The following is an 18,435-nucleotide window of genomic DNA, read 5'->3' as shown; positions in this document are numbered from 1 at the left end:
CGGCTGGTGTTAATCTTGACCTCTGCCTTCCCCACCGCCCCTTCGCGCCAGGAGCCCCATGTGACCGCCACCCCCCTCACCCCCGGCCTGATGCTCGTCCACGGCAACCAGCCCGAGACCTTGCGGGACCTCCTCGTCACCTGGATGCGGCGCTACCCCCTGGCGCCCCTCGAACCGGAGATCATCCTGGCCCAGAGCAACGGTATCGCCCAGTGGCTCAAGCTGGCGCTGGCGGCCGATGCCACCGATGGCAAGGGCGCGGCGGGGGGTGGCGGTCTTGGCATCGCGGCGGCGCTGGAGATCTCCCTGCCGTCCCGCTTTCTGTGGCGGGTCTATCGGGCGGTGCTGGGTCCCGAGGCGGTACCGGAAGCCTCGCCTTTCGATAAGTCGCGCCTGGTCTGGCGCCTCATGCGTCTGCTGCCGAAGGCCATGGCCCGGCCCGAGTATGGGCCCCTGGCCCGCTTCCTAAGCCAGGACGCCGACCTGCGCAAGCGCTTTCAGCTCGCCGAGCGACTGGCGGATCTCTTTGACCAGTATCAGGTCTATCGCGCTGACTGGCTGGCGGCCTGGGCTCGGGGGGAGGACGTCCTGATCGATGCCCGCGACAAGTGCTCCCCCTTGCCGGAGGAGCAGCGCTGGCAGGCCTGTCTCTGGCGCGACCTGCTGGCGGATGTCGCGGCGGGCCCGGGCGACCCCACGGACCGGGACACTCCCACGGACGCGGGCCAGCGGGGGCCAGGCGCCCAGACCAGCCGCGCCAGCGTCCACGCGGCCTTCCTGGATCGCGCCCGGGACTGGCCGGGGGAGGAGCGCCCCCCCGGCCTGCCGCGCCGGCTGCTGATTTTCGGCATCTCCAGCCTGCCCCGCCAGGCCCTGGAAGTGCTGGCGGCCCTGGCGTGCTGGACCCAGGTCCTGATGTGCGTCCATAACCCCTGCGAACACTTTTGGGCCGACATCGTCGCGGATCAGGACCTGCTGCGGGCGGAGCGTAACCGCCAGCACCGCCGTAACGGCCGGCCGGCGGACCTGTCGGCCGCGGCCATGCACCTGCACGCCCACCCCCTGCTGGCGGCCTGGGGCAAGCAGGGGCGGGACTTCATCAGCCTGCTCGACGAGCATGACGAGGAGACGACGCGGACCGCCTATCAAGACCATTTCCAGGCCATCGGCCAGCGCATTGATCTCTTCCAGTCCAATGCCGATCCCCATCAGGTCCCCACCCTGCTGGCGCAACTCCAGGACGATATCCGCGACCTGCGCCCCCTGGCTGAAACCCGCGCGCTCTGGCCGCCGGTGAACCCCCAGGCGGATGGCTCCATCCGCTTCCACCTCGCCCACGGCCCCCAGCGCGAGGTCGAGATCCTCCACGACCAGTTGCTCGCCGCCTTCAATGCCGACCCGACCCTGACGCCGCGCGACATCATCGTCATGGTTCCGGACATCGACACCTATGCCCCCCATATTCAGGCGGTGTTCGGGCTGGTGGACCACCAGGACCCCCGCTATATCCCCTTCAGCCTCGCCGACCAGGGCCGGCGGGCCACCGACCCCCTGGTGCAGGCCCTGGCGACCCTGCTCGCCCTGCCCCAATCCCGCCTGGCGGTGAGCGACCTGCTCGATCTCCTCGAGGTCCCGGCCCTGCGCCGCCGGTTCGGTGTGGGCGAGGACGAATTGCCGCGCCTCCAGCGTTGGCTGCGGGGGGCCAACATCCGCTGGGGCCTCCACGCCGAACAACGCGCCAGCCTGGACCTGCCGGTCCGACCGGAAGCCACCACCCAGCACACCTGGCGTTTTGGCCTGCGCCGCATGATGTTGGGCTATGCCGTGGGCCAGGATGCCCAGGCCTGGCGGGACATCGAACCTTTTGATGAAATCGGCGGGCTGGATGCCGCCCTGCTCGGGCCCCTGGCGCAACTCCTCGACACGCTGGACAGGACCTGGCGGCAACTGCAAGAGCCCGCCACCGTCGCCGACTGGTGCACCCGCCTGCGCACCCTGCTGGCGGATTTCCTGGCCCCCGAGGACAGCCACGACGCCTTTACCCAGCTCCAGCTCGAAACCGCCCTCGACCAGTGGCGAGAGGTCTGCGACGAGGCGGGCTTGACCGAGCCGCTCCCCCTGTCCATCGTCGGCGAGCATTGGCTGTCCCGGCTCGACGAGGGGGGCCTCTCCCAGCGTTTCTTCGCCGGGGCCGTCACCTTCGCCACCCTCATGCCCATGCGCGCCATCCCCTTCCGCCAGGTCTGCCTGTTGGGCATGAATGACGGCGACTACCCCCGCCAGCGCCAGCCCATGGATTTCGATCTCATGGGCCGGGACTACCGACCTGGCGACCGTTCGCGCCGGGAGGACGACCGCTACCTCTTTCTCGAGGCCCTGCTCTCGGCGCGGGACCGGCTCCATGTATCCTGGGTCGGACGCAGCATCACCGACAACAGCGAACGCCCGCCCTCGGTATTGGTGGGCCAGTTGCGCGATCACCTGACCGCTGGATGGCGGCTGGATGGCCAGGCGGAGACCGGGGACCCGGATGCCGATAGGAAGGCATCGACGGCCTTGGTGAACGCCCTCACCTGGATACATCCCCTCCAGCCCTTCAGTCCCCGCTATTTCCCTGCGGACCCGGATGCCTCTCCCTGGTTCAGCTACGCCCAGGAGTGGCGCCCCCCCACGGATTTATGGGCCGCGACGGCAGCCGTGGGGCCAGGGGAACCGCCCTTGCCCCCCCTGGAGCCCGAGGAGCCCCTGACCCTCCGCGATTTGGCCGACTTTCTGAAGGCCCCGGTCAAGGCCTTTTTCCAGCAGCGGCTCAAGGTGGCCTTCGAGCTGGAAGACCCGGCCGGCGATGATCAGGAGCCCTTCGCCCTCAACCCCCTCCAGCGCTGGCAGCTCAACAACGAGCTGATCCGCGTCCAGGCCCGGGCGGTGGACCGGGGTGAAGCGATCGAGCAGGTGCGGACGGAGCGGCTGGCGCGCATCCAGCGGCGGGGCGCACTGGCCCCCGGCGCCTTTGGCGAGGCCCTCGCCGAGGAGTTGGCGGCACCCATGACCGATCTCTTCCAGCGCTACCAGGAGGCACTCTCACGCTGGCCGCGGCTGGTCGAGGCGGAAGAGGCCGTCCAGTTCGCGATCCAGGTCGAGGGCCAGACCCTGGAGTTGGCGGACTGGCTGAGCGCCATCCGGCTCGATGCGGCCGGCGAGCGGGGCCGGGTGGTGCTGGAGATCAGCGATGTGGTGCTCGGCCGGCAATACCGGGGGGACAAGCTCATCCGCCACTGGGTGGACCATCTCGCCGGGCACCTGGGGGGGGAGCCCCTGACCACGACCATCCTCAGCAAGGTCGGCGATGTCACCCTGGCGCCCCTCGACCCGGAGCAGGCGCGTGGGCACTTCACTACCCTGATGGCGGCCTGGCACGCCGGCATGTGTCGGCCCCTGCCACTGGCCACCAAGACCGCCTTCGCCTGGCTGAGAGGGGAAAAGGACGGCGCCGTGCGTGAGGCCTACGAAGGGGGCTATCAGCGAAGAGGCGAGGTCGAGACCGACCCCTATCTAGCGCGGGTTTATCCGGATTTCGGCGCTTTCGCCGCCCGAGGCGAGTTTGCCACCTGGGCCGAGACCCTGTTGCGCCCGCTGTATGCCGCGCTCCACCCCCCCAAGGACCAGCCCCCACCGACCGACCCCACCCAGCCCACGGGAGCCACGGCATGAACGGCACGACATACCCACCCCCCCCGCCAGCGGCGGACCCGGCCAGCCCCGCGACCCTCGACCCCCTGCGGTTCCCCCTCCAGGGGAGCCGCCTCATCGAGGCCAGCGCCGGCACGGGCAAGACATTCACTATCGCCACCCTCTTCGTGCGCCTGGTGCTGGGCCATCGGCCAGCGCCGAGGGATGAGTGCCCTGATCAGCCAGGGGAGGCCGAAGCCCTGGTTGAACCAGCCGCAAATGTGACCTCCCACCCTGGTTTGACGCCACCGGAGATCCTGGTCGTCACCTTCACCGAGGCCGCCACCCAGGAGTTGCGCGACCGCATCCGCTCCCGTCTGACCGAGGCCGCCGGCTATTTCCGCGCTGAGGCGGCCCACGTCCCCGCGCGTCCCGCCGGAGAGGACCTGCTCCACGACCTGCGACTTGAGTATCCCCCGGAGCAATGGCCAGGTTGCGCCCACCGGCTGCAATTGGCGGCCGAGTGGATGGACGAGGCGGCTGTTTCCACCATCCACGCCTGGTGCAACCGCATGCTGCGCGAGCACGCCTTCGACAGCGGCAGCCTCTTCACCCAGACCCTGGAGACCGACCAGAGCGAACTCCGCGCCGAGGTGGTCCGCGACTACTGGCGCACCTTCATGGTGCCCCTCGACGCCGAATCGGTCGTCGAGGTCCGGCGCTGGTGGCCAGACCCCGCGGCCCTGGAAAAGGGGCTAGAGGGGCTGGTCGAGCATGCCGATCGCCTGGATGACCCGCCCGAGCCGGGGCGCTCGCTCAGCGCCGCGCGCGCGAAGCGGCTCTCTCGCCTGGCCGAGATCAAGGCCCCCTGGATCGATGGGGAAACCCCTTGGGTGGATGAGTTGCGGCAATTGCTCGATGGGGCCGTCGCCGCGCGGCGGTGAACGGCCGCATGCTGCAAGCGCGCTTCTACCATGCCTGGTTACAGGCCCTGCGGGACTGGACCCAGGACCCGCAAGCCGTTTGGCCGGACCTGGATGCCAAGAGCACGGCTTGGCGACGCCTGACCCCCCAAGGCCTCCGGGAGGCCTGGCTCCAGGGCACCTCCCCCGCGCACCCCGCCCTGGAGGCCATGGTCACCCTTCAGGATGACCTCAACCAGCTCCCGGATGCCCGTGACGCCATCCTCTGTCACGCCGCCCGCTGGGTCCACCGGCGCTTTGCCGCCGAGCAGGCCCGCCGCGCCCAGATGGGCTTCAACGACCTCCTGACCCGGCTCGACGCCGCCCTCCAGGGCCCCCATGGCGAGCGCCTCGCCGCGACCATCCGGCGCCAGTTCCCGGTCGCCCTGATCGACGAATTCCAGGACACGGACCCGGTGCAGTACCGCATCTTCGATGCCGTCTATCGGGTGGCCAGCAACGATGCCGCCACCGCCCTGATCCTCATCGGCGACCCCAAGCAGGCCATCTATGCCTTCCGGGGGGCGGATATTTTCACCTACCTCCAGGCGCGGCAGGCCTGCGCCGGACGACTCCACACCCTCGGGAAAAACTACCGCGCCACCCAGGCCATGGTGCGGGCCACCAACCGCTGCTTTCAGGCCGGCGAGGAGCGCCCGACCGGCCAGGGGGCCTTCCTCTTTCGCCAGGAGACGGAGAATCCGGTGCCCTTCAACGCGGCGGAGGCCCAGGGGCGCTCCGACGCCCTCCAGGCCGATGGCCACGCCCTACCCGCGCTCACGGTCTGGTGGTTGCCACCCCCGGACTCGGGCAAACCCCTCGCTAAAGAGGCTTACCGCGACCAGATCGCCGAGACCTGCGCCAGCGAGATGACGCGGCTCCTGGAGGGGGGCGCGGCGGGTCGGGTGGGGTTCGTACCGACCGGCGCGCCCAGCCAACTCCGGCCACTACGCCCGGCGGATCTGGCGGTGCTGGTCAACAAGCGCGCGGAGGCCGACCTCATCCGCCAGGCACTGGCCCGCCGCGGGGTGCGCAGCGTCTATCTCTCCGACCAGGATTCGGTCTTCCAGAGCCCCCAGGCCCGGGAGCTCCAGCATTGGCTGGCCGCCTGCGCCGATCCCGACGACACCCGCCGGGTGCGCGCCGCCCTGGCGACCCAGACCCTCGGCCTGAGCTGGGCCGAATTAGACCAACTCAATCAGGACGAACTGGCCCTGGAGGGGCGCGTGCTCCAGTTTCGTGGCTACCGCGACCTCTGGCGTCGCCAGGGGGTGCTGCCGATGTTGCGGGGGCTGATCAACGATTTCCGGGTCCCGGCCAGATTGCTGGGCGGGATCGACCCTGGCGAGCGGGTCCTCACCGATCTGCTGCACCTGGCCGAACTGCTGCAACAGGCCAGCGGTCTGCTGGATGGCGAGCATGCCCTCATGCGCTATCTGGCGGAGGAGTGCCAGGAGGCGGTGCAGAGTTCGGGGAGCGATGCGCGGCTCATACGCCTGGAGACGGACGCCGACCTGGTGCGGGTGGTGACGGTGCACAAGTCCAAGGGGCTGGAATACCCGCTGGTCTTCCTGCCCTTCGCCGCGGACTATCGGCCCGTCAAGGAAACGGACCTGCCGCTCAAATGGCATGACGACCAGGGCGAAGCGCAACTGTCACTCGCCGCCCAGGGCGAGGTCGTGGCGAGGGCCAACCACGAGCGCCTAGGGGAGGACCTGCGCAAGCTCTATGTCGCCCTGACCCGGTCGCGTTATGCCACCTGGGTTGGCTTGGCGCCCATCAATGGCCTGGAACAAGGGGCCTTTGGTTATCTGCTGGGGGGCGGGGAGCCGCTGGCGCCGACGGATCTGGAGGCGGCGCTGGTGGCCTGGCGCGGGGAATGCGACGACATCGCCCTGATCCCGGCGCCCATACCGACAGAGCAAAGGTTCCGGGCCTTGGCGGCAACCGCCGTGCTGGGGACCGCCCGCGCTTCGCGCCAGGTCGTGCGCGAGCCCTGGTGGATCGCCAGCTACTCGGCCATCAGCCGCACCCTGGCGGGCGGCGTGGCGGTGGGGGGTGTCCAGGGCGATGCCGGTTGGGATACGGATGGCGGTGCCGCCCGGGCCGCCGAGACCCCGACCGAGGAGCGCTTCCTGGAGATGCAGGCCGCGCGGACGATGGTAACCGAGGTCCTGGCCCCGCTAGCAACCCCGCCAGACCGGGCCGAGATCCCCCTGGATCAGGGGTTCCCGGCGGGCCAGGAACCCGCGGTGATTCCCGCCCGTCAAAGGACCACCGCGATCCCGGCCAGCCCGCGAACGACGCCCGCCCCCGGCTCCCCCCATGCCTTTCCCCGTGGGCCCGAGGCCGGCACCTTCCTCCACGACCTACTCGAATGGGCGGCGACCCAGGGCTTCGCCGCGATCGCGGCGGACCCGGGCCGGCTGCGCGACATGGTGGCGCGGCGTTGTCAATCGCGGGGCTGGGAGGCCTGGATCGAACCCCTGACGGCCTGGCTGCTAAAGCTCATCACCCAGCCCCTGCACCTGCCAGCCCTGGGGGACGCCAAGCCCCTCTCGATCAGCCTCGCCGACCTGACCTGCTACGTCCCCGAGATGGAGTTCTGGCTCGCCGCCCACCGCGTCGATACTCAGGTGATCGACCAAGGGGTCAGCGCCCACACCTTGGGCGGGGCACCGCGCCCGGCGCTGGCCACCAACCTGCTCAACGGCATGCTCAAGGGCTTCATGGACCTGGTCTTCGAACATCAGGGCCGTTACTACGTCGCCGACTACAAATCCAACTGGCTCGGCCTCGACGCCACCGCCTACACCCCCGAGGCCATGCGCGCCGAGATCCTGCATGCCCGCTACGAGCTGCAGTACGTCCTTTATCTGCTGGCCCTGCATCGCCTGCTCCAGGCGCGCCTGCCGGACTATGACTACGACCGCCACGTCGGCGGCGCCGTCTATCTCTTCCTGCGGGGTCTCGCGGCACCGAGCCAGGGCCTGCACTTTGAGCGCCCGCCCCGGCGGCTGATCGAGGACCTTGACCGCCTTTTCACCGGCGCCACCCAGGAGGTGACGGCATGAGCGCCCCTGCCCCGAGTCTCAATGAATCAAGCGTCCTGGCCCAGAGCGCCAGTCCCCCGCGCCCCGCCAGCCCCGATGCCCAGGGCCAGCCGGCCCTGACCCGCGACACCCCGCCATCCGGCGACTCCCCTCGGGGCCCCGCCGCCCTGATCGCCGGTCCCGAGGGCCATCAGCAGTTACGCCGCCTCCTGGCCCGCTGGGCCGAGCGTGACTGGCTGCGCCCCCTGGATGTCGCCTTCGCCGCCTTTCTCCGGGAAGAGGCGCCGGACGCGCCGCCGCTCCTGATTCTGGCGGCCGCCCTGACCAGTCACCAGCTCGGGCGCGGCCATGCCGGCCTGGACCTGGCGGCGACCCTGAGTGATCCGGCCTTCGCCCTGTCCCTGCCCCCCGACGGGGCGGATCGACCCGATTACCAGCCCACGCCCCGCCCCGCCGAGGTCTTGGAGGGCCTGAGCCTGAGCGCCTGGCAGACCGCCCTGCGCCACCCCGAGCTGGTCGGTCCGGGCGCCGGGGCGACGCCATTGGTGCTGGTCGGCCCGCGCCTTTATCTGCGCCGCTATTGGCAATACGAGCAGGCGGTGAGCGCGGGCATTCAGGCGCGCCTGGCACCTGACCCCACGCCAGGAGCGGCTCTGCCAATGGAGGCCCTGCGCCAGACCCTGGCGGTCCTCTTCCCACCCGCGCCCATCCGACCCGATTGGCAGAAGCTCGCCTGCGCCCTGGCCGCCCCCCGCGCCTTCGGCATCATCACCGGTGGTCCGGGGACCGGCAAGACCACGACGGTGGTCCGACTCCTGGCCCTGCTGCAGGCCCTGGCCCTGGCGGCCCCCAGCCCCGGCAAGCCGCCCCGGCCCCTGCGTATCCGCCTGGCCGCTCCCACCGGCAAGGCCGCCGCGCGCCTGAATGAATCGATCGCCGGGGCCGTCGCCCGCCTGCCCCTGGCGGGACTCGCCAATGGCGCGGCGGTGCGCGCCACCATTCCCGTCACCGTCACCACCCTGCACCGCCTGCTGGGCAGTCGTCCCGATACCCGTCGCCTGCGCTACCACGCCGGCAACCCCCTGGCCCTGGATGTGCTGGTCATCGACGAGGCCTCCATGATCGATCTGGAGATGATGGCCGCCGTCCTCGCCGCCCTGCCGCCGAGCGCCCGCCTCATCCTGCTGGGGGACAAAGACCAACTTGCCTCGGTGGAGGCCGGCGCCGTGCTCGGCCAACTCTGCCAGCGCGCGGGCGAGGGTCATTACACCCCGGACAGCCACGACTGGCTGGCGGCCGCGACCGGGGAGAGGCTCGACCCGGCCCTGATCGACCCCGCCGGGCGCCCTCTCGATCAGGCCATCGTCATGCTGCGCCACAGCCATCGCTTCGCCGCGGACAGCGGCATCGGCCAACTGGCCGCGGCGGTCAATGCGGGCGACAACGCCGCGGTTCTGGATATCTGGACCCATGACCATCCGGATCTCGCCCTGGCTGTGGTCGAGAACCGGGAAGACCCAGGCTTGAGGTCCCTCGTCCGGGACGGGCGGCTAGCCGCCGCGGGCCCAACCCCGGCCTCTGGGGCGCCCCCGCCACGGGTGGGGTACCGCCATTACCTCGCGATCCTGCGCCAGGGTCACCCCGCCCCGGATGCGGATGCCGACGCCTTCGATGCCTGGGCGCGAGCGGTCCTCAAGGCCCAAGGTCAATTCCAGGTGCTGTGCGCCCTGCGTCGTGGCCCCTGGGGCGTCGAGGGACTGAATCAGGGTATCGCCCAAGCCCTCCAGGAAGCTGGGCTTATCGAGGCGAGCCGGGGTTGGTATCTGGGGCGTCCGGTACTGGTTACCCGCAACGACTATGGTCTGGGCCTGATGAATGGGGACATCGGCGTCACCCTGGCCCACCCCGGGCAGCCGGGGCAGCCGGCAATCCCGCGCGTGGCCTTCCCCGCGGGCGATGGCCAGGACGGCATCCGCTGGGTACTTCCCAGCCGCCTCCAGGCAGTGGAGACCGTCTATGCCCTTACGGTGCATAAATCCCAGGGTTCGGAATTCACCCATGTCGCCCTGGTCCTGCCCGAGCACCCGAGTCCGATCCTGACCCGGGAGCTGCTCTACACCGGCATCACCCGCGCCCGGAACTATTTGACCCTGGTCCGTCCAGGGGGCGAGGCGGTGCTGACCCAGGCCGTTCAGCGCCAGGTGCTGCGGGCCAGTGGCCTGATGGTGGATGGCACATGACAATCCGAGGGCCTGCGGCTATCAAGCCCCGAGAGGTTGTATAGAGAGCATGAGCAGCCTTCGCTCTTCTATGCGCTCAAGGCGATTAAATTGTAATAGACGGATGGTTGCTCGGCCTTCGGGTGTATCGCTCCAGATATGCCCTTCCAAAGTGAGGCGGAAATGGGTGTCCCAAGCCTCGCGCCGGGGATCAAACAGCAGAACGATGTTGCCGGTTTGGGGATCAATGGCCGTCAGGTCGCTACCCTTGTGGCGGTTGCAGAGGGTACAACAGAGGGCGAGGTTGTCCAGGTTGGTCTCGCCACCGTGCTTTTCGGCGACGATGTGATCGATCTGGTGCGGTGCAAAGCTGAAAGTCTCCGAAATCCCGCAGTATTCGCAGCGACCCGCGGCGCGCTTGTGGACCAGCCGCCGCAGACCAGCGGAGATAAAGGTCCGGCTCACGCCTGACGAAGTCGTTGGGCAGCGCGAATCTTCGCCTTACGAACCAAATGCTCGACGTACTGGTAGTTCCGCCATTGCTGTTCCTCCTCGTCCGATAGATCGCCTTCACGGCCACGTTCAAGGAGGTGGTCAATTTGGACTTGAAGGGCTTGATTTGGACGTAACGCCATGATTTGCCCTGGCGTGGGCAGACTGGCGAGGAATTCCAGCACGTCCGCCAGCCCCGCGAATCCGACAGCTCCCTCGGCGTCGAGTTCGCGTAAGCCAAGACGCAGGATGCGCGAGAGGCGCCCCTTGCCTGGCCGCAGCTCGGCTGCAAGGTCATCGGGGATTTGCAGGGTGAGTTCCATCATGCGGTGCTCGATCGAAAATATTGGCGATTTCAGCCTCGGCCCCCCCAGTATTCGTCCCACTATTCTCCTCGTCAAGTCGTGGCGAAGCCGCAGGGTGCGTCAGCCACGGGAGCCTGGATTGGATCGCGCTCATGGAACAGCCGGGCCAGGTTTTGCGTGGTCTCCCCGACAGAATTGCCAAGCCGCGAGGGTCAGAGGGTACTCTGAGCATGGGCTATTGGGCTTTGCTCGCTTGGCAAGGGGTCGGATCGACGCTGATAATCCGCTGTCAGGGCCGCCTTGGGCGAAACCGACGACTCGCCAGACCGGCAGCAGGGCTTATCCTGGACCCTTTTCCCAACCGATTCACCCACCCCCGGAGTACGAGACCCGCCATGGAACTCTCCACCCTGACCGCCGTGTCCCCCATCGATGGCCGCTATGGCGCCAAGACCGAGGACCTGAGGCCCATCTTCAGCGAGCTCGGCCTCATCCGGCACCGGGTGCTGGTGGAGATCCGCTGGCTCCAGGCCCTCGCCGAGCACCCCGGCATCCCCGAGGTGCCGCCCCTGTCTCCTCATACCCGCCATCTGCTGGAGGGCATCGTCGCGAACTTCTCCGAGGAGGATGGGCGCCGGGTCAAGAACATCGAGCGCACCACCAACCACGATGTCAAGGCGGTGGAGTACTTCATCAAGGAACACATCGCCGGCAACGCGGAATTGGAGGCGGTCAGCGAGTTCATCCACTTTGCCTGTACCTCGGAGGACATCAACAATCTTGCCCATGCCCTCATGCTGCGGGAAGGGCGGGGCCAGGTGCTGCTCCCCCGGATGGACGAGATCATCGCCGCCATCCGCGCCCTGGCGCACCGGTTGGCGGACCAGCCCATGCTGGCGCGCACCCACGGCCAGCCCGCCTCCCCCACCACCCTGGGCAAGGAGCTGGCCAATGTGGCGGCCCGCCTCGCCCGCCAGCGCGACCAGATCGCCGAGGTCCCCCTGCTGGCCAAGATCAACGGCGCCGTGGGCAATTACAACGCCCATCTCGCCGCCTATCCCGACCTGGATTGGCCCGGCCTGGCCCAGGGCTTCGTCGAGGGCTTCGGCCTGACCTGGAACCCCTATACCACCCAGATCGAGCCCCACGACTACATGGCGGAGCTGTTCGACGCCCTGGCCCGCTTCAATACCATCCTGATCGATTGCTGCCGCGACCTCTGGGGCTACATCTCCCTGGGCTATTTCCGCCAGCGGACGGTCGCCGGGGAAGTCGGTTCCTCGACCATGCCCCACAAGGTCAATCCCATCGACTTCGAGAACGCCGAGGGCAACCTGGGCCTGGCCAACGCCATCCTGGAGCATCTGGCCCGCAAGCTGCCCATCTCCCGCTGGCAGCGGGACCTGACGGACTCCACGGTGCTGCGCAACCTGGGCGTCGGCCTGGCCCACCTGAGCATCGCCCTCCAGTCCGCCCAGCGCGGCATCGCCAAGCTGGAGCCCGACCCCGCCCGCCTCGCCGCCGATCTCGACGCCAACTGGGAGGTCCTGGCGGAGCCCATCCAGACGGTGATGCGCCGGTACGGCATCGACAAGCCCTACGAAAGGCTCAAGGAACTCACCCGCGGGCATCGCATCGGCCGGGAGGAGCTGGCCCGCTTTATTGATGCCCTGGAGATGCCGGAGGAGGCCAAGGCCCGCCTGCGGGAACTGACGCCCGAGACCTACATTGGCAATGCCGCGGACCAGGCGCGGGGTGTCTGAGCAAGGGGTGGCCGCCGGGGAGGCCCCCCTGCTCATGAGGGACCCTTATCGCCCGGGGCGAACGGGGCTCATGGCGGCGGCAGGCCTCGGGGCCTGAAGGCCCCAGGCTCAATGCCGAGCTTACGCATCCGGGACCTCAGGGTATCCGGATGGATATCCAGGAGCCGGGCGGCGCCAAAGGGTCCTTCCACCCGCCCCAGGGTTTGGGCGAGGGCACGCTCGATGTGACGCAGGGTGACGACCTCCAGGGGCTCGATCGTCTGGGACCGGAGGCTGGAAGGCGGCGGGACTGGCCCTGGCGACGGTGGACTAAGGGGTCCGGCACCTAGGGCCCGCTCGACCTCGAGGCGCTGGCCATCGCCGAGGATGGCGGCCCGCTCGATCACGGACGCCAGTTCGCGCACATTGCCCGGCCAGGGATAGGCCCGCAGGAGTTCCAGGTCCGCCGGGCTCGGCAGGCGGGGTGCCAGGCCGAGCCGCTCCGCCGCCCGCTGGGCAAAGTGGTTGGCCAGAGTCGGAATGTCCTCGGGACGTTCCCGCAAGGCCGGGAGCTGGATGGGGAAGACGTTGATGCGATACCAGAGATCCTCGCGGAAATCGCCCTCGCGTACCATGGCCTGGAGGTCGCGATGGGTCGCGGCGATCAGGCGCACATCGACCTGCAGGGGGTGCTGACCGCCCACGCGCTCGAAGGTGCCATCCTGCAGAATCCGCAGGAGCCGCACCTGAATGGCCGGGGTCAGTTCGCCGATCTCATCGAGAAAGAGGGTGCCGCGATCGGCGCGCTCGAACCAACCCAGGCGGCGATTGGCGGCACCGGTGAAGCTGCCGCGTTCGTGGCCGAAGAGCTCCGAGTCCACCAGGTCCGGCGGTATGGCGCCACAATTGACCCGCAGAAAGGGCCCCTGAGCCCGGGAAGAGCGGACGTGAATGGCCCGGGCAATGACCTCCTTGCCGGAACCCGTCTCCCCGAGAATCAGGACCGGGGCCGTCGCGGGGGCGACTAATTCGACGCCGCGCATCACCTCCCTGAGGCCGGAACCGCCACCGATGAGGGTGTCCGTGATCTCCTGGCGACCGAGTCGCGCCAGCAGGGAGCGACGATCCGCCTCCGCCGCCTCCCGCAGGGCGGTCAATTCCTTGAGCCGCAAATGGTTGCGCAAGGCCACGGCGATGGGTTCGCGCAGGGCCAGCAGCCGGGGAGCCGGGGGCGACCCCAGGCCACCGACGGCGTCCATTCCCAGGAGCAGGGCCCCCAAGGGCTCGCCCTGGCTGGCCAGGCCCACCGCCAGCAGATCCCCCGTCCAACTCGCCGGCACCAGACCCGGCAACCGCTGGCGGACATCCTCGGCCCGGCCCTGGACCAGGTCGTCACCAAGGCACCAGCGACGCAAGGGGGCGAAGGGCGGCAGGGGGTCGAGCCCCTGACCAGGCCCCGCCGGCGTCATGCCGCATTGAGCGGCGGATTTCAACCGGGCCTGCTCCTGATCTAGCTCCAGGATCAGCAGGCGCTCAAAAATGACATGGCGGCCCAGGCCCGCGGCAATCTCCTCGATCACCTCATCCAACCGGCCATGACTGGCGGCCAGGCGCCAGAGCCCGAGTAGGGTCGTCGTCAGGTTATCCATGGTCCGGGAGTATAACGGAAATTCCAACATATTCACCGGAATTTCCGTCTTATTTAACGGATTATGCAAATCCCGGGGTTCGAGGGTGGTGACCTCGGCCCATCAGAGCCTTTCCATCGGGGCAAAACCAAGCAAAAACTATAACAAAGCCTATTAAAACAGATGGATGAATCTTCCATTCCGGCCAGGCCCATCCCATTGGCATCTTTCTTGAGTAGGCCTAGACATACCAACCCTCATAACCCGGAGCCCCACCATGATCCGCCACTCCCTTGCCACCCTTGAGACCTTTTACCAGTGGCATCGCAGCCGCCTGCTGATCCTGGCTAGCCTGACCGGCTTGATGATCATCGCCTTCGCCAGCCTGGGGGTCATGCAAAACCTGGGCTGGTTAGCCACCCCGGACGCCTCCTCCTGGACCTCCTCGACCCTGCTGCTGATCTTTCTGGCGGCCCTGGGCTGCGAGTATCTGGATTCCAGCCTGGGCATGGGCTATGGCACAACCCTGACACCGCTCCTGATGCTCGCGGGATACGCGCCGCTCGAGATCGTACCCGCCGTCCTCCTGTCGGAGCTGCTAACCGGCCTTGCCGCCGGGGCCATGCATCATCGCGACGGCAATATCGACCTGCGCACCAACCCCGCCGCTCGCCGCACCTTTGGCCTGCTGGGGCTCTTGAGCGCGGTGGGCGCCATCGTGGCGGTCATGCTGGCGGTCAAGATCTCGGCTCAATGGTTTTCGCTGTTGATCGCCATCATCGTCTTGACCATGGGTCTGGTGACGCTCCTCACCGCCCGCCGGCAGTTCCGCTACAACACCGGTGGCATCCTGGCTATCGGTCTGATCGCCGCCTTCAACAAGGGGCTCAGCGGTGGCGGTTATGGTCCCCTGGTGACCTCGGGACAAGTCGTTTCGGGCGTCCCGGCGCGCCAGGCGGTGGCCATCACCTCCATGGCGGAGGCCCTCACCTGCGCCGTGGGCCTGGGTGCCTACCTCTACTTCCAGAGCGGCATCGACTGGTCCCTGACCCTGCCCCTGGTAGCCGGCGCCTTGCTGTCCGTGCCCCTGGCCACCGCGACCGTCAAGCATCTGCCGGAGACCGGGATCCGGCGCGGCGTGGGCATTTTCACCCTGGTCCTGGGGGCACTCCTCCTGGCGCGGTTGCTGGGATAACCTGGCGCGTTTGACGGGATAAAGGCGCCCTCGGCGGGGACATCAGGCTGGGACTGACCCGCCCGTCTGCCTGACCGCCTGCCCCGAGGTCAACCGGCCTCAGTCGCCCGGGGAGACCCCGAAGGCCAGAACCGCCCGCCGGTAGGCACGCATCACCCCCACCAGCAGCCCCTCCAGGACCAGGGCGGACAGCGCAAGGGCCAGGCCGGCGGGGCGGGCCAGTTCCGGGATGAAGAGGGCTCCCATCATCAAGAGCAGTGCTAGCAGGTGGAGCCCAAACTGGACGCGGGCCCAGGGCATGGGGAGCAGGGTGCCCATGTGCGGCAGGCGCAGGTCAAAACGGCCCGAGGTGACCTGCCGGTGCTGGAGATGGAACCAGGCCAGGAAAGGCATGATCTTGAACAACATACCCGCGGGCAGGCCCAGCCCCAGACCCATCAGGAGCAGAACACCGATCGGGTGCGACGGCGCGCCCAGGACCCAGGCCAGCCCGCCCCCACCCAGGGCGAGCATGGCGGACCACCAATGGAGCAGGGTGGGATCGAGGCGGCGACGTCCCCGCTTGATCAGCAGTCCCAGCGTCAGCAGGGCAAAAAGGACAAAACCCAGGGCTGTCGCGCCCAGGGCCAGCCGGGCACCCAGGTCCCAGCCCAGAATTCCCGCCAGGCTGCCAAGGCCGATCCCGACCAGGAGCAGAGGGGCCAACCAGCTTCTGGCGAACCGGGGATAGGACGGGGTGATATAAAAGAGGGGGATCACCTGGACAGCCACGCCCAGGATCAGCAGTCCCACCCATCCCAGCAGTCCCCAGGTGGCGTGGGCATCGAGCCAGGGGTTGAACGCCGCCAGCCGCAGCCAGCCAAGCAGAGTACCCGTAAGGACCAGGCCCAGGCTCACCGTCATGACCAGCCCCAGGACGGCGGCACGCAGGGCCAGGCGCGTCCCGGGGTCACCGCGTGACCGCGCCAGGGCCAGGGTTACCGGGATAACAAAGACCAGCAAGGCTAGGGCGTTAGCGCTGGCACCCACCCCCAGGGCCAGGGTGCCGCCACCCCAGAGGCCCCAGGCCAGGCTCGGGGCACCCAGGGCCAGGCCGGCGTGGGTCAAGGCCCCCACCCAGCGGACCCCAGGCACGGGCGCCCCCACCACCACGGGCAGCATCTGCAGGAGGGCGCCGCACATCACCTGGCCGAGATAACCCAAGGTGATCAGATGGACGGCCGCCAGGGCCGCGGGCATCCAGCGCGAGGCCAATAGGCTAGGGCCTTCCCACACCAGCAGCAGGCCGGCGAGGATGGCAAAGAGGGGGCCGGTGAGGAAGAAGCGAGCCGGGATATGAAAGGGCGGTGCCTGGTCGAGGGCCAGCCCGCGGGTATTGATCATTCGCCCACCGGCCAGATGAGGATGCGGTAGCGACCTTCCTCCCCGGACGTCTCCCAACGATGGCCCATGGCGCGCAACATATCGAAGAGAGGAAAGGGCAGGCGCCGATGGATGACATCGAGACGATCTCCATGCCCTAAATCGGCAAGGGCGTCCAGGATCCGCTCCAGAGGCTCCGGCGGCTCCAGTTGACTGACATCCAGGACCCGATCCATGGTTCAGCGGGGCCGGAGTTGGTCCAGCAGCCCCTCGGCGCGGGAGGCCAGGCCCTGGTCGGCAAGGGGGTAGAGAATGCCCTCCTCCTTGGCGTTATGCTGCTGGATGAGGAAATGCAGGGTCTCGACCAGGCCCAGACACTCATCCGCGTCGCGCTTGCCGATGGCCCCTTCCAGATCGGCCAGCAGGGCACGCATCTGCCGATGCTCCAGGGTCATGACATGGACAGGCCCCCCGGCGCGGGGATCGACGGCTAACAACTCGGGGAAGAGCCTTTGCTCCTCCCGCGCGAAATGGTCCAGCAGGGCGGCCACCAGGCCCTGGCCGTCACCCACCGCCTGGTCCCAGTCCCTGGCGGCCGCGCGCTGCTCAAAATCTGCAAGAAATTGATCACAATGACGATGATCGGCGGTCATGGTGGCAGAGATCGAGTCGGTCATCCCGGTATCCTCGTTTAGAAAGGGGATGCCACTGTTGCCCAGACTCCCGGGAATCGCCTTGATCTTAGTCATATTGCGGCTTGCCGCCTCTTTACGGGCCCCAGGCCTGCCTCAAGGAAAAAAGCTGTTCATAAAAAAACCGGCCACGAGAACCGGGGCCGGCTTTTGTGCAAACCAAGGCGCCCGAGGGGCGCCTTGGCAGCGACCAGACATTACATGAGGTCGGTCTTGGTCAGCACGACACGACGCTGCTGGACCGAATCAGCCGGATACTCCTGCAACAGTTCGCGCTTGCCGCGGGATTCGGCGGGGGCGACATTCTGAGACGGGTAGCCCTGGGCAATGATGTAGCTGCGAACCGCGTCGGCACGGCGCTGGCCAAGGGCCATGTTGTAGGCATCGGAACCCACGGCGTCGGTGTGGCCCGTGACGGTGACCACTTCAGTCTCGGGGGTCGCCTGGATGTCGCGGATGTACTGGTCAATCAAGGCAACCTCTTCCTTGTTTACCACATACCTGGGCACTTCGTACTTGTCAAACTCAAAGTTCAGACGAACGGTGACCTGCTCGGCAACCACCACCTTGGGGGCGGCACAAGGGGGCAGGTTCTTGGGGCCATCCGGGTAGGCACTCTGCCAGCATTCCCCAGCGCTATTGACCCAGAGTTGGCCCTCGGGGAAGGAACGGTCGCCAGCGGCGAACCAGAAGCTATCCTGCTGCTCAACCGCTTGCGTGGCAGGCGCCATCATGGCGACGGCCAGGGCAATCGGCGCCACGCGCCCAAGGGCGCGAAGGGTCTTCGTTGCTTTATACATGTTCTCTTATCCTCTGTTCAGGTTAGAAGGACTTGGTTTAGAAATCGGCGTTTCGGCAAAGGCCTGAAAGTATATATTAGACGAATGACAACAACGACGCCCACCGCCTTTTCCCTAAGCATAGCTTTCGGGAAGCCGCCCTCCGAAACCGCGGATACCCGCCTCTGTTGCGACTAATCGTCCGTCGTTCTTAATTGTAGCGTAAACCGCAGACAAAAGTGCAACCTTTTTCAATTTCAGACTTATTCGCAACGCCCCCAACTCCCCAAATACGCAACTTATTGAATTAATTGGTTATAACAATGCCAGGAAGAGC

General features: G+C 67.8%; 11 protein-coding genes and 1 pseudogene. 5 read left to right on the top strand and 7 right to left on the bottom strand.

Going from position 1 to position 18,435, the window contains the following annotated elements:
* Positions 1-90: 90 nt before the first annotated feature.
* From recC to recD, 3 genes and pseudogenes are all read left to right on the top strand, one after another.
* Positions 91-3,711 carry an exodeoxyribonuclease V subunit gamma gene (recC, locus tag IPN92_06035; protein ID MBK8637856.1) on the top strand — a complete coding sequence of 1,207 codons (3,621 nt, stop codon included), beginning with the start codon at positions 91-93 and terminating at the stop codon, positions 3,709-3,711.
* A pseudogene (gene recB / locus IPN92_06030) lies at positions 3,708-7,705 on the top strand (exodeoxyribonuclease V subunit beta). Before recC ends, recB begins: the two are co-directional and overlap by 4 nt.
* The gene (recD, locus tag IPN92_06025) at positions 7,702-9,924 is read left to right on the top strand and encodes an exodeoxyribonuclease V subunit alpha (GenBank protein ID MBK8637855.1); all 2,223 of its coding nucleotides are present in this window, start codon (positions 7,702-7,704) and stop codon (positions 9,922-9,924) included. Before recB ends, recD begins: the two are co-directional and overlap by 4 nt.
* A gap of 21 nt (positions 9,925-9,945) precedes the next feature.
* On the opposite strand, the gene IPN92_06020 is transcribed toward recD, so the two are convergent.
* Both IPN92_06020 and IPN92_06015 read right to left on the bottom strand, forming a co-directional pair.
* On the bottom strand, positions 9,946-10,368 hold the full coding sequence (locus IPN92_06020; GenBank protein ID MBK8637854.1) for an HNH endonuclease: 423 nt from the start codon (positions 10,366-10,368) through the stop codon (positions 9,946-9,948).
* The gene (locus tag IPN92_06015; GenBank protein MBK8637853.1) at positions 10,365-10,718 is read right to left on the bottom strand and encodes a hypothetical protein; all 354 of its coding nucleotides are present in this window, start codon (positions 10,716-10,718) and stop codon (positions 10,365-10,367) included. Before IPN92_06015 ends, IPN92_06020 begins: the two co-directional genes overlap by 4 nt.
* Before the next feature lie 377 nt (positions 10,719-11,095).
* Between IPN92_06015 and purB the strand changes: the two genes are divergently transcribed.
* The gene (gene purB / locus IPN92_06010; GenBank protein MBK8637852.1) at positions 11,096-12,463 is read left to right on the top strand and encodes an adenylosuccinate lyase; all 1,368 of its coding nucleotides are present in this window, start codon (positions 11,096-11,098) and stop codon (positions 12,461-12,463) included.
* A gap of 68 nt (positions 12,464-12,531) precedes the next feature.
* Here purB and IPN92_06005 read toward each other — a convergent pair whose 3' ends face one another.
* On the bottom strand, positions 12,532-14,091 hold the full coding sequence (locus IPN92_06005; GenBank protein MBK8637851.1) for a sigma-54-dependent Fis family transcriptional regulator: 1,560 nt from the start codon (positions 14,089-14,091) through the stop codon (positions 12,532-12,534).
* Positions 14,092-14,347: 256 nt separating this feature from the next.
* On the opposite strand from IPN92_06005, the gene IPN92_06000 reads away from it, so the two are divergent.
* Positions 14,348-15,265 (top strand): sulfite exporter TauE/SafE family protein, encoded by a 918-nt coding sequence (locus IPN92_06000; protein MBK8637850.1) that lies wholly within the window; start codon positions 14,348-14,350, stop codon positions 15,263-15,265.
* 99 nt (positions 15,266-15,364) lie between these two features.
* Here IPN92_06000 and IPN92_05995 read toward each other — a convergent pair whose 3' ends face one another.
* From IPN92_05995 to IPN92_05980, 4 genes are all read right to left on the bottom strand, one after another.
* Positions 15,365-16,648 (bottom strand): hypothetical protein, encoded by a 1,284-nt coding sequence (locus IPN92_05995; protein MBK8637849.1) that lies wholly within the window; start codon positions 16,646-16,648, stop codon positions 15,365-15,367.
* Positions 16,645-16,863: a DUF2249 domain-containing protein gene (locus tag IPN92_05990; protein MBK8637848.1), complete on the bottom strand. Its 219-nt coding sequence runs from the start codon at positions 16,861-16,863 to the stop codon at positions 16,645-16,647. The genes IPN92_05995 and IPN92_05990 overlap by 4 nt, the downstream gene beginning before the upstream one ends.
* 3 nt (positions 16,864-16,866) lie before the next feature.
* The gene (locus IPN92_05985) at positions 16,867-17,376 is read right to left on the bottom strand and encodes a hemerythrin domain-containing protein (GenBank protein MBK8637847.1); all 510 of its coding nucleotides are present in this window, start codon (positions 17,374-17,376) and stop codon (positions 16,867-16,869) included.
* Between the two features lie 140 nt (positions 17,377-17,516).
* Complete coding sequence (locus tag IPN92_05980) at positions 17,517-18,119, bottom strand: OmpA family protein (protein MBK8637846.1); 603 nt, start codon at positions 18,117-18,119, stop codon at positions 17,517-17,519.
* Positions 18,120-18,435: the final 316 nt, after the last annotated feature.

Source organism: Chromatiaceae bacterium (genome assembly GCA_016714645.1).
Taxonomy (GTDB): domain Bacteria; phylum Pseudomonadota; class Gammaproteobacteria; order Chromatiales; family Chromatiaceae; genus M0108.
Note: the sequence above shows the minus strand (reverse complement) of the source record. Positions and strands in the feature narration are given on the sequence as shown.